We start from the raw sequence: 11,864 nt of genomic DNA, 5'->3' as shown, positions 1-11,864 counted from the left end.
CCAGATTGCTCATGCTGGGGTTGCGTGAGTTCAGCTCGTGAGTCACGGGGCTGTGTGGTTCATGCGCAGGCGGAGCCGGATCAGCTGGCACCTGTAGCGCTGGATGACCTGAACCTGTGCGGTGAGTGCAACGACCGGATGATTCGCGACCTGCGGTTCGTGGCCGATCGGTGGGACGATGCACAGGAAGCGCTGCATGCTGGGTCAGGCGGCGGTGGTAGTGAGCGTCATGCCCAGAGAACCGAAGCGCCGTTGCCAATCAATGTGTCGGTATCCGATGCGCTGATGGTGGTTCGCGATAACATCTGGTCCGTAGTCCTGCGCCTGGTAGATGACCTCGGAGTGCGAGTCCCGGCAGACCAGACGACACCAGGTCTTGCCGAATGGTTGGCTAGAACTAAGGCAGTGACCATAGCTGCATATCCGGATCGGGCATTCAGTAGGCAGGCGTATTGGTGGATCGCTCATGCTGCGGACTGGTTGGCCACGGCAACGCATGGCGCCGAGACCAGCGTGGAGATACCGGATCAGTTCTGCAAGCGACCTGGTTGTAAAGCTCAGTTGGTAGTTGTGGAGAACCGCAAAGGCGAACGTGTTGTGCAGTGCCAAGGCGATGCGAAGCATGCGGTGCAGTGGGACACCTGGTCGAAGATGCTGAAGGCAAGACGTCCACAGAAGCGGGGCGCTCGTCCTCCCCGTCTGACCTGAGTTGACGGACTTGACATAGTCACGTAAATTTACTGATTGAATGGACTTAGTGTCTTAGATGAAGCCCTGAACTTCCTTGAGGTTCGGGGCTTTGTCGTATCTACTTGCAGTGAGGTGACCGCGTTGCCTTCTGCTCCGAAGAAACCCTGTACTCAACCAGGTTGCACCGAGCTGATATCAGCCTTCGGCAACCGTGGCCGATGCGATACCCACGAGAAGGCAGCCGAGCAAGCCCGCGGATCGTCTCGGTTCCGTGGCTACACCAGTCGTGGTCACCGCAGGTTCCGCGAGGAAGTACTCGCACGAGATCCGATCTGTGTGCTGTGCATGTCGAGACCATCTCGCGAGGCTGATCACTTCCCAACATCCCGCAAGGGATTGATAGCTCAGGGTCTGAACCCTGACGATCCTAAATATGGGCGCGGCTTGTGCTCGCCGTGCCACAAGAGCGAGACCGCCGTGCATCAGCCCGGAGGTTGGAATGCACCGCAGTGACACACCCTCGAAGCCTTGACATTGCAGGCATCGGCACCCTCTGAGAGGGGTGGGGGTGACCCCCAAAGGGGCGCCGGGATTAGCCGCCGGGCAGGGGTTTTCGTATCCCCGCAGGATAGAACTTTTTGATCAGGGGGTGCCGCGAAAAATGCCTGGTCCAGCCCCAAAACCAGCGCTCGCCGTGGTGCGCGAGGGCAATCCGAGCCACCGGCCGGTGCCTGAATCGGTGACGTTGCCGCCCGTGGAGTTCGAGGAGCCGGACTGGTCTAAAGAGCTTCCCGAGTCGATGGCTCCGAAGAAGCCGACCGAGCCTGAGCGTGAAGACGATGAGTCGATCGAGCACTTCCAGCAACGCATGTATCGCTTCGAAAAGAAGATGACTGATTACCATCTCAAGCGCCAAGCAATCAACGGCACCAGGTACGTGAAAAAGCGGGCCAGCCAGGAATGGCAGCGCATCGTCCCGGTGCTGCAGAACAGTGTCGGCCTCGGTGCCGTGGACTGGTCCATCGTGGTGGACCTGTGCATCTGTGTGGCTCGCCTGGAATGGGCCGAACATGAGCTGTCCCGCGAGGGGCTCATCGTCCTGGGGCAGCGCGGCCCGGCACGCAACCCGCACACCACGATCGCTTCCCAGTACCGAACTCAGATCAAGACCTATATCCGTGAGCTGGGCTTGTCTCCGGCCGCGAGAACCGGCCTGCCGGGCCGGGAAGACGGTCCGGACGATGATGATCCATTCGACTGAGTCGTGATGGGAGGGTGATCCACCTCCGGCGAGGAGGTGGCCGGCATGATCGATGGTGATTTCGACCGACTGCCGGTACCCTACGACGCACTGATCGAGCTGGGCCTGTCCCATGAAGAGATCATCGAGGGGCTCAAGCGTGAGCCGCTGGTTGTCGCGAACCAGGCGGACGAGCAGCCGGGCGCGTGGTTTGACGTAGAACGGGCGCGCAAGGCACTGAAGGCACTGGGAGCCTTCAAGCACACGAAAGGCCGCTGGGCGGGTGTTCGCATGCGTCTGGGCGAAGGTCTGGACTCGTGGCAGGTCATCTGGGTACTTGCCCCGGTGTTCGGCTGGGTCTACTACGACGAAGAAATCGACCGCATCGTCCGAGTCATTCGCACAGTCTGGATCGAGATTCCCCGCAAGAACGGTAAGTCCACCTTCGCCGCCGGCATCTCGGGCATCCTCCTCCTGGCCGACAACGAGCCGGGCGCCGAGGTCTACAACGCTGCAGGCTCCACCGAGCAGGCACGCCGAGTCTTCGACGACTCCAAGACCATGCTTCTCTCGTCCACGGCGGCGAGAAAGCGGATTGAACCGCTCAAAGACGTGGTCCGTGTCCCTCGTTCCAATTCGATCCTGCGAGTCATCTCATCCATCGCTGAGACGGCCCACGGACTGAACGTCTCCGGGGCCACTGTTGATGAGATCCACACGCTGCGCCTCAAGGGCAAGCTGATCGAAGCCATTGAGACCGGCACCGGCGCACGAGACCAACCGCTGATCGTCTTCATCACCACCGCGGACGAAGCCGAGGAAGGCACGCCGTACGACGAGAAGCACAACTACACCCGCAACATCGCCAACAACATCGTCAAGGATCCACGCTTCTACGGCGTGATCTGGGCAGCCGATGAAAAGGACGACCCTTTCGATGAGGCGACGCAGTTCAAAGCCAACCCTGGACTCGGAAAATCACCGACCAGGGCCTACATGCGAGACCAGGCCACCAAGGCCAAGGGCTCACCGGCAGCACTCAAGACCTACCTGCAGCTCGCGCTGAATCTGCGCTCGCCGGGCACTGCCCGGTGGGTGGATGTGAAGACGTGGGACGAGCTGCAGGGCGCGAAGCGCACTCCGTTGCGTGGGCGCCGTGCCTGGGGCGGTCTTGACCTGTCGGCAACCAGCGACTTCACGGCCTGGACGGTTTGGGCGCAATCTAACCGTCCAGGTCTGAAGTTTGACCTGTTCACTAGGTTCTGGATTCCGGAGGAGCGCATCAAAGAGCTGGAAGAGCAGCTTCTGGTTCCGATTCAGGACTGGGTGGACCGAGGCTACATCACGGCCACCGAGGGCGACGTGATCGACTACAGCGCCGTCAAGGCAGCGGTGATCGGCGACGCGAAGCATTTCGACATGCAGCGCATCAGCTACGACCGAATGTTTGCCGGACAGATCGTCCAGGAGCTTGATTCAGAACTTAGGGGTATCGACATTGTTCCCGTTTCTCAGACGATGTTCGGGCTTGGCCCGGCGTCCAAGGAGATGGAACGCATGTGGAAAGCCGGGGAAATGCGCCATGACGGTAACCCTGTCATGCGGTGGATGGCCTCTCGCGTGGAGATCAAATTCGACGACGCCGATAACTTCCGCCCGGTGAAGCCTAACCGGCGCACCTCCTCGGCCCGTATTGACGGGTTCCAGGCAGCAGTGACCGGCTTGGACGGGATCGTGCGTACCTCGCTGGAAGAAAAGAAGCGGCTGATTGCTACAGGCTCTAGTACTCGAAGGAGGTCTTGATGAGCGTCAACGTGTATGACCCTGTCGAGGTGGCAACCCGCGTCGACCAGCTGGCCAGAGAACTAGAAGACCGTGCAACCACCATCGAAGGGCACGTGGACCGCTACCAAGGCCGCGGCGAAACCCTGCGTTGGGCTTCTAAGAAGTTCGACGAGTACTTCAAGAAGCAGTTTGCAGGGTTCGGCGACAACTGGTGCATGCCAGTGGTTGATGCCGCCGCAGAGCGCATGAGCGTTCTCGGCTTCCGTGCCCATGGCGAAGACTTCAAGATCGACCAGCAGTTGCAGCGCGACTGGCTGGGGTCCAACTCGGATCTGGGAAGCTCCGAGGCATTCACCATGCAAATGGCCGCCGGCCGGGCATTCTCGCTCGTGCACCCTGCCGATTCTCCGGACAAGGCCCCGTCTGTCACCTGGGAGCACCCGCAGACAGCGATTGTCGACACCGACCCGGTGACAGGCATCGATCGAGACGGTCTCGTGATGTGGCGAGATGACCAGTGGGACTACGCGACCTACTACACACCTACTCATTTCGTGAAGCTCAAGCGCCACAATGGCAAACAACGCTTCGAAGACAAGAGCCGGATGAACGCTCAAGGCGGCTGGATCCTCAAGGACGATGAAGAGATTTTCACCGAGCACCGTCTGGGCGAGGTACCGCTGACGGAGATCCGCAACAAGACCCTTCTGGACGAAGAACCACTATCAGACATCGCGGGCGTGGCTGCACTGCAGGACGCGGTCAATCTCGTGTGGGCCTACTTGATGAACGCACTTGACCAGGCATCGATGCCGGCACGCGTGGCGGTCAACGCCGACGTGCCGCAGGTGCCGATCCTCGACAAGGACGGTCAGATTGCCGGTTATCAGGATGTGGAGCTTGACGAGTTGATCAAAGAGAAGATCATCTTCCTTCCTGGTCAAGATGCCCGCATTGAAGAGTGGACGGCCGCGAACCTTGAAGCGTTCTCGAAAGTCATCTCGCAGATCGTCGAGCACATCGCGGCGCAGACCAGAACGCCACCGCACTACCTGGTGGCGAAAATGATCAACACCGCGGCTGAGTCGCTCAACATCGCCGAAGCCGGTCTGGTCTCCAAGGTCAAGGAACGCATCCTGTATGCATCCAAGGGCATCAAGAAGACCTTCCGACTGATGGCAGCAGCACGAGGAGCGTCTGCCGAGCGTATAGAAGTACTCCGAGCAGGAACGATCATCTGGGACAACATCCAGTACCGCTCCGAAGCTCAGATGGCCGACGTCGGAACCAAGCTCAAGTCTGCAGGCTTCCCGACCGAGTACGTGGTCGAGAAGCTTGTGACAGACCCGGTCCAAGTGGCACGAGTCATGAAGATGGTCGAGCGAGAACGAACGATGGACCCCTTCATCGCAGCTGAAGAACGGATGCGCCAGGGGGTCGCCTAAATGGCTCAGACCCTTCTCGAAGCCGCAGCAGCACACTACGCCTACGGGCAGCTGGTCCAGAGCCGAGCAATGCACCGCATCACTCGGCTCTGGATGGGCATCGACCGCCGAAACATCCTGGACTCATGGTTAACCGCCGCCGGCACCGCCGCACTGGTCGTAGCGCAGGCACAGCAGGCCGTGGCCGAAGACGCGATCGAGTACTCCAACGCAGTCATGGAGTCCTACGACGTAGCACCAGACGCGTTCCAAACCATCGCCGCAGGATTCGCGGGCATCGCCTACCCACTAGGGGACAAGCCTCGCCCGCCCGTGGGCTTGGAAGAGTCCATACTGTCGCCAGCCTTCAAGACCATTCGAGCGTTGAAAACTGGATACACCACGGACCGCTCCCTCGGCATCGGGCTGGACAATCTGATGCTGCGCTCGCAGATGCAAATCTCCGACGCAGCACGGCAGGCCGAAGGCGTTGCCATGACCACGGCGCCGGTCCGCATGCACTACGTCCGCATGCTCAACCCGCCCTCGTGCAGCCGCTGCGCAATCCTCGCCGGCAAAACTTACCGCTCTGCAGAAGCCTTCGATAGACATCCGGGGTGCGACTGCAGACATATCCCAGTCGATGAAGCGCTCGCCGGTGAGATGACTGTTGATCCGTATTCGTACTTCAAGTCATTAAGCGGTGCGGATCAGGACAAGTACTTCACTAAGGCAGGCGCTCAGGCGGTGCGTGACGGCGCAGATATCTTCCAGGTGGTCAATGCCCGGCAAGGTGTCTATTCGACCAAGGGCGGGGCGCTGGCGACCTATACGGGCACAACCCGTCGAGGGTACTGGGGATCGCTGCAGGAAACACGAAACCGAAAAGGCAAAGAGCGCTACGGGGTGGCAACTCGTGAGCGTCTGATGCCGGAAGAAATTTACAAGCGTACCAAAGGCAACCGCGAGCAGACGCTTCGGATGCTGGAGGACTACGGATACATCACCGGATTAGGTCAATCCTCGGAAGGTGTGGTCCGCGGGCCGGGCGTCGGCTACCTCGGTGGCAAGAAACCGGCCTACACCCTCGACCCCGCAACCGGGTCGTGGACCGCCGCTTAGCGCAATGCTAACGACTGAAAGGAAACACAATGTCCACAACCGTTCACGGCATCGACCTCACCGCACCTGGTGGAGTTGAAGCGCTGCTGGCCTTCCACTACCTCAACTTCGGCGATGCAGTCATGCTCGCCAAAGAAGAGGAGGGCGAGGACGACTCGGACGAAGACGAGGAAGACGAAGCCGACACCGAACAAGGTGGCGACGAGGACGACTCGGACGACGACGAGGAAGACGAGGCCGAAGAAGACGGAGCCGAAGAGCTTGGCGATAAGGGAAAGAAAGCCCTTCGCGCCATGAAGGACAAGGTGAAGGCGTCCAAAGCCGATGCACGAGCCGCACGAGCCGAGCTGCAACAGTTCAAGGATTCTGCGGGCAAGAGCGAGGACGAACAGGAAGCTTCCCGGAAGCAGGCTGAGCGCGACGCGGCGATCCTCAGCAAGGCCAACGATCGGATCCTCCGGTCCGAGGTGAAATCGGCAGCTGCAGGCAAACTGCAGAATCCTGCCCTGGCTGTCCGTCTACTCGACCTCTCACAGTTTGAGGTCGACGAGGACGGCGAAGTAGACGCAGACGAGATCGCCGAGGCGATCGACGAGCTTCTCGAGAAGGAACCCTACCTCGCTGCGCAAAGCGGCGGTGGACCAAAGTTCGACTCAGCTCGTGGCAAGCGCAAGCTGGCGAAGAAACTCACCCAGAAAGACCTCCAAAGCATGAGCCCGGCGGAAATCGCCAAGGCCTATGACGAAGGCCGGGTCAAAACCTCTTAGGAAAGGAGATTGCTGTGGCAATCACCCATGCAATTCCTGAACTGTGGTCAGCAAAGATCCTGACTGAGTTCCAGGAAGCAACCATCTTCGCCGGCCTCGCGAACCGCGAGTACGAAGGCGAAGCCAAGGGCGGCAACACCGTCCACATCACTGGCATCGAGCCAATCCAGGTCAAGGACTACAAGGCTGCTGGTCGCACGACCTCCGCCGACGCTGTCACTGACACCGGCGTTGATCTGCTGATCGACCAGGAGAAGTCCTTCGACTTCTACGTGGATGACATCGATGCGGCCCAGGCTAAGCCTGCGCTGATGTCGGCTTACACCAAGTCGGCTGCAGACGGCCTGGCCGAGGATACCGACAAGTTCCTCTCCGCGCTGCTGATCGCCCAGGGAACGGCAGTCACGGGCCTTACCGCCGTAACTGATGCAGCCACCGCATGGAACGCAATTGCGACCCTCAAGAAGGCGATGCGCAAGGCCAAGGTGCCTGCTTCGCAGCGTGTTCTGGTCATGAACGCCGAGTTCGCCTCGTTCCTGGACGAGAACGACTCGAAGCTGATGAAGGCCAACGAGTTCGCATCCACCGCGGGCCTGCGTGATGCCTCCTACGGCAAGCTGCTGACCTTCGACACCTACGACTCGGAGAATCTACCTGAGACCTCCAAGCCGCAGATCGTTGGCTGGCACAAGTCCGCGCTGGCCTACGCCTCGCAGATCGAAAAGACTGAGCCAATGCGCGCTCAGAACAAGTTCGCTGACCGCCTGCGCGGCCTGCACGTGTACGGCGGCAAGGTCATCCGACCTAACGCCGTATTCCACTGGACGGCGGCGTAGCCATGGCGCCATATGTTGGACTCTCCGGAGTCGTGATGGATCTGGACGAACTGACCGCTGGCGGACTTGTCCGCCAGGGGACGATCGTTGAGATCGAGGAAGGTCTCAGCGCGGAGCAGGTGGCGGCAATCGTCAAGGAGCGTTTCAACTCGAAGGCGACTTCGAAGACCTCCGACGCGATTGTTGCCTCCAACCCGGCGGAAAAGCCGCGGGGAAACGCGAAGCGTGACGACTGGGAAGCCTGGGCGCTGCACATCGGCATCCTTGAGGACGACCTCACAGGCAAGACTCAGACCGAGATCCGCGAGCTGGTGGATCAGTGGGAAGCGAAGCAGGCCGAGGAAGCTGAGAAGCAGAAAGCCGGCGGCGACAGCAATCCTTCCGGTGATGGCAAGGGCGACGGAAACACTCCCACTGAATAGGAGGTGAGCCTGTTGGGCTTGATCACCAGCGCAGATCTGGAAGTGTACCCACTGCCTGAGAACGTGGATCTGACCGGCCCGCTCACCAACGCGCTGATCAATTCGGCCTCGGCCGAAGTGGTCGATGCGGCAGGCTCGCCAATCCTTCAACGACGCTCAGTCGTCGAACTCCCGGCCATGCGGGCCCGGATCCTGCGCTTGCCAGGACTACCCGTGACTGAGGTTCATTCCGTGGAAGCGGAAGGAACCCCAGTCACGGACTGGAAACGCATCAACGCCGGCCTGTACCGGGCTTCTGGATGGGCTGAAGGCGGCTTGGAGATCGTCACGGTGGACTACACCCACGGTCTGCCAGAACTGCCGGCAGACATCAAAGACCTGGTCTGCCGCATGGTCATCTCAGGACTGCTCAACAACGACGAGGCAGGGGCTGAAGGGTTCGCACTGAACAACGGCCGCCTCTCCTCGGTGAAGATCGACGACTACGCCGAAGGCTACGCCACCGGCGACACTGTCGATGCCATCACCGAAATGTCGCTACCTCAGCGCACCCGGGACCGACTCGCAAAGAGATTCGGGAACTACGGCGCGAAGGTGGTGGGCAGCCTATGAGCATGCGACGTAGGGCCGTCATGGCCACCCGCCGCGGACGAGCCCGAGCCAAAATGTTGATGATCGCGCAATGCACCATCAACCGGCGGACCGGAAACACCTATGACGCGGCGAAGGGGCACGAGGTCGAAACATTCGACCTCATCTACACCGGCATCTGCGGCTTCGATGTTGACGATACGCAACCTTCGGATCTTGTCTTGGCTGGCGCCGAGTACACCATCACCAACGCCATCGCGAAACTTCCCGTGGGCTCCGGCGCAAAGTCAGGGGACCTGTTGGAAATCACCGCTTGCGAACTGGACATGCCAGTACCAGGAACCAAAGCCAAGCTCGTAGAGCTGGCCGAGGGAACTCACCGCACGGCAGAACGATGGAGGGCGGTGACGTTGTGAGTCTCGACGATTCCCAATTACGCCTCCTATCCGAAGATCTCGGCCTCGTCCCGAACGGGATCGTTCCCAAAGTCCGAGGCGTCGTCCGCAAGGGCGCCGTCAACGTCAAGAACGCCATGCAGGCAGACATCCGAGAGTCAGCGTCGTTCAGAATCATGGCCCGTTCCGTGGACTTCGACGAAATGACCTCCGGAGCATTCGGTGCAACGTCGTATGCAGCCGAGATCGGTCCCAACAAATCGCGCCACTCATCTGCCGGCCTCGCGGGCTTCGCCTACTTCGGTGGATCCCCAGGCGGCGGCGGTACCGTCCGAGATCCAGCAGAAGCGCTCGCCGATGAAGCTCCGGCTTTTGAAGAGTATTTGCTGGAGCTTTTGGAGGGGCTGTTGTGAGTAAAGCGATTTTCGACGGCATCAAGGCACTGTTTCCGCCCGGTACACGAGTTCATCTGTACCGGGCGGAGCTGTCTAATCCTCCGAGATTGGAGGACTTCCCTTATGTGGTGCTGCACGGCGGATGGGGCGAAGAGGTCTCCGGGGAACCGGGCGATCGTTCGAGCGATGACATTCCCGACCAGGTGGCGTTTACGTTGCGCTGCACGGTGGCGGCGTTGTCGCTCGACGGCCTGAGCGAGATAACAACGACCAGCCGCGAGGCGCTGAATCGTCAGCGGCCGACGGTGACTGGTTGGCGTTTTTCAAAGCTTCGGCAGCAAGAAGTTCTTACCGCGGAACCGGATAACCGGGTCTCGGTGGACACACTCAATCCCGTGTATCTCGTGGACGAATATCCGTTCACGGCCTACCGGGCCTGACCGAAAGGACACTGACCATGGCTAAGCCCGGTTTTGTGGAAGCCCGCCCGAAGGGTGGCGGCGATATCCGGCTGGTGCCGGAACATTACCTGACCAACGAGGCATTCGGCTTTGTCGAAGTGCCATCGATTCGTGATACCGGCAAGAAAGCAACTCGCCGGCCGTCCGCTGGACCGGATCCAGTAGAAGAGGAGGAGGCCAAGTGAAGACGTCTGCAGACGGCAAGAAGAAGTGGGCGATGCTGCTCACCAAGCCAGCCGGACTTATTCCGACCGCAGCTGAACTCAACGCGGGAATCGATTTCTCCTGCGTGGTGCTGGAATCGGACATTACGTGGTCTCCGACTGCGTCTGACCGATTCAACGAGAAGGTCTCGTGCCAGAAGGGCAATGCTCAGGCGCTTGGCTCTTCCAACTACGAGACGGCACTGACGTTTGTCCGTGAGTGGCTTACAACCGGCAGCGGTGCAGACCTCGCCGGAGAGGATGCCGCTTACCAGGCGGTGCGCGTGAAGGACACCACCGTGTGGATCTATATGCGCGAGACCGACAAGGACTCGACTGAGGACTGGGCTACCGGGGACGAGATCTTCCTTGGTGGCGAGCTCAAGACCGATTCGCCGACCCGTCCGGGTAACGACGGCAACATCAAGCGCCGCGTGGAGTTCTTGGGCCAGACCATGGTCAGTGAAGTTCTCGTGGCCGCCTAACCCCAAGTAGGCGATATTCCAGCCCGGTGACGTGAAAGGGCTCCTCACGTCACCGGGCTTTCCCATACTTTCCCGGAGCCCACCGCACGATTGGAGCCCACCATGACTGAAACCACCGCCGAGAACTACGCTGAAGCAGCCGAGTTCGACTTCGAAGCTTGGATCTCGGATGCCCGTCTGCCTGAAGGGTCTGAGACCGTCTACAAGCGTGCCGACCTGGTCGCACAGATTGACCTGCTTGCCCGGCAGATCCGTGTCGAGACCGACGCGACGGCCGGCGAAAAGACCAGTGGAGGATCCCCGCTCTTGAAGCAACTGCAGGCCAAGCGTAAGAAGCTGATGGAAGCGTTCGCCCGTTCAGAGATCACCTTCTACATTCGCGCCCTGCCGAACGACAAGATCCGGGAGATCGCAGCCCGGCACACTACGGGCCCGGAAAACTCGCCGGATGAGCAAATGTTGAAGCGGATCGAAATGAACCGTGAGCTGCTCTCTGCATCCATCGTGGCCATGGAATCCCCAACACTGGAAAAGCGGGAGATTAGCCTGCCGGTCCCGATGATCGTCGCTTTGGAGAACGGCATCGGACCGGCACAGCTAGCCAAGCTGTTGCTCAAGCGTCAAGAGGTGCAGAACGAAGCACCGCAGCCGGACGCAGATTTTTTGCCAGGTGCCTCTGGTACCAACCGCGACTCCGGCCGATAGTCCAAGTACTCCGCACCGCCCGCGCCGCTGGGAAACCACCAATGCACTGGTTTTCCAGCCAGCGCGGCGACTGGACGGAAAAGGACTATCTGTTATCCCTGGTGCTCACCGTCTACGAGGACGGACTGTGCGCCTGCGGGCAGCCCATGGAGATCGCACACCATCCAGACAACGACGGTTGGTATTCAGCCCACAAAAAGGTCTGCCAGGCCTGTGCAGCGCGGGAGCGTTCGACGACAGGCATCGGCAACGAGCCGTATAAACCAGAGCCCGGCGAACGGCTCTACACCACCTATGACCGGCCGGCAGACAAGCCAATACGAGACCGACCGTCCTAAATCAG

General features: G+C 60.3%; 16 protein-coding genes. All 16 read left to right on the top strand.

The genetic code is table 11. The features are described 5' to 3' along the window. The first annotated feature begins 24 nt into the window (after positions 1-24). The 16 genes from RUH64_RS09795 (at position 25) to RUH64_RS09720 (ending at position 11,859) form a co-directional block, all read left to right on the top strand. Positions 25-708, top strand: coding sequence for a hypothetical protein (locus tag RUH64_RS09795; protein ID WP_313813001.1), 684 nt, complete (start codon positions 25-27; stop codon positions 706-708). Between the two features lie 643 nt (positions 709-1,351). Continuing rightward, complete coding sequence (locus RUH64_RS09790) at positions 1,352-1,951, top strand: phage terminase small subunit P27 family (RefSeq protein ID WP_313813000.1); 600 nt, start codon at positions 1,352-1,354, stop codon at positions 1,949-1,951. A 45-nt stretch (positions 1,952-1,996) separates the two neighbouring features. After that, a complete protein-coding gene (locus RUH64_RS09785; protein ID WP_313812999.1) occupies positions 1,997-3,733 on the top strand; it encodes a terminase TerL endonuclease subunit in 1,737 nt (578 codons plus the stop codon). Next, positions 3,733-5,160 (top strand): phage portal protein, encoded by a 1,428-nt coding sequence (locus RUH64_RS09780; RefSeq protein ID WP_313812998.1) that lies wholly within the window; start codon positions 3,733-3,735, stop codon positions 5,158-5,160. The genes RUH64_RS09785 and RUH64_RS09780 overlap by 1 nt, the downstream gene beginning before the upstream one ends. Further along, positions 5,161-6,261: a hypothetical protein gene (locus RUH64_RS09775; protein ID WP_313812997.1), complete on the top strand. Its 1,101-nt coding sequence runs from the start codon at positions 5,161-5,163 to the stop codon at positions 6,259-6,261. A gap of 29 nt (positions 6,262-6,290) precedes the next feature. After that, on the top strand, positions 6,291-7,028 hold the full coding sequence (locus RUH64_RS09770) for a hypothetical protein (protein ID WP_313812996.1): 738 nt from the start codon (positions 6,291-6,293) through the stop codon (positions 7,026-7,028). Between the two features lie 14 nt (positions 7,029-7,042). Further along, positions 7,043-7,864: a P22 phage major capsid protein family protein gene (locus RUH64_RS09765; RefSeq protein WP_313812995.1), complete on the top strand. Its 822-nt coding sequence runs from the start codon at positions 7,043-7,045 to the stop codon at positions 7,862-7,864. A 2-nt stretch (positions 7,865-7,866) separates the two neighbouring features. After that, positions 7,867-8,286, top strand: a complete 420-nt coding sequence (locus RUH64_RS09760; RefSeq protein ID WP_313812994.1) for a hypothetical protein — start codon at positions 7,867-7,869, stop codon at positions 8,284-8,286. Positions 8,287-8,289: 3 nt separating this feature from the next. Further along, complete coding sequence (locus RUH64_RS09755; RefSeq protein WP_313812993.1) at positions 8,290-8,898, top strand: hypothetical protein; 609 nt, start codon at positions 8,290-8,292, stop codon at positions 8,896-8,898. A 2-nt stretch (positions 8,899-8,900) separates the two neighbouring features. Beyond that, complete coding sequence (locus RUH64_RS09750) at positions 8,901-9,293, top strand: DUF6093 family protein (protein WP_313812992.1); 393 nt, start codon at positions 8,901-8,903, stop codon at positions 9,291-9,293. Next, the gene (locus tag RUH64_RS09745) at positions 9,290-9,685 is read left to right on the top strand and encodes a hypothetical protein (RefSeq protein WP_313812991.1); all 396 of its coding nucleotides are present in this window, start codon (positions 9,290-9,292) and stop codon (positions 9,683-9,685) included. The genes RUH64_RS09750 and RUH64_RS09745 overlap by 4 nt, the downstream gene beginning before the upstream one ends. Continuing rightward, complete coding sequence (locus tag RUH64_RS09740; protein ID WP_313812990.1) at positions 9,682-10,107, top strand: hypothetical protein; 426 nt, start codon at positions 9,682-9,684, stop codon at positions 10,105-10,107. The genes RUH64_RS09745 and RUH64_RS09740 overlap by 4 nt, the downstream gene beginning before the upstream one ends. A 17-nt stretch (positions 10,108-10,124) precedes the next feature. Then, entirely contained in the window at positions 10,125-10,313 is a 189-nt protein-coding gene (locus RUH64_RS09735) for a hypothetical protein (RefSeq protein ID WP_313812989.1), read from the top strand. Then, on the top strand, positions 10,310-10,816 hold the full coding sequence (locus RUH64_RS09730; RefSeq protein ID WP_313812988.1) for a hypothetical protein: 507 nt from the start codon (positions 10,310-10,312) through the stop codon (positions 10,814-10,816). Before RUH64_RS09735 ends, RUH64_RS09730 begins: the two co-directional genes overlap by 4 nt. A 102-nt stretch (positions 10,817-10,918) precedes the next feature. After that, a complete protein-coding gene (locus tag RUH64_RS09725; protein ID WP_313812987.1) occupies positions 10,919-11,521 on the top strand; it encodes a hypothetical protein in 603 nt (200 codons plus the stop codon). Between the two features lie 41 nt (positions 11,522-11,562). Beyond that, positions 11,563-11,859: a hypothetical protein gene (locus RUH64_RS09720; RefSeq protein ID WP_313812986.1), complete on the top strand. Its 297-nt coding sequence runs from the start codon at positions 11,563-11,565 to the stop codon at positions 11,857-11,859. Positions 11,860-11,864: the final 5 nt, after the last annotated feature.

Source organism: Glutamicibacter sp. (genome assembly GCF_032154645.1).
Lineage (GTDB): Bacteria > Actinomycetota > Actinomycetes > Actinomycetales > Micrococcaceae > Glutamicibacter.
This window is presented reverse-complemented; position numbering and strand designations above follow the sequence as displayed.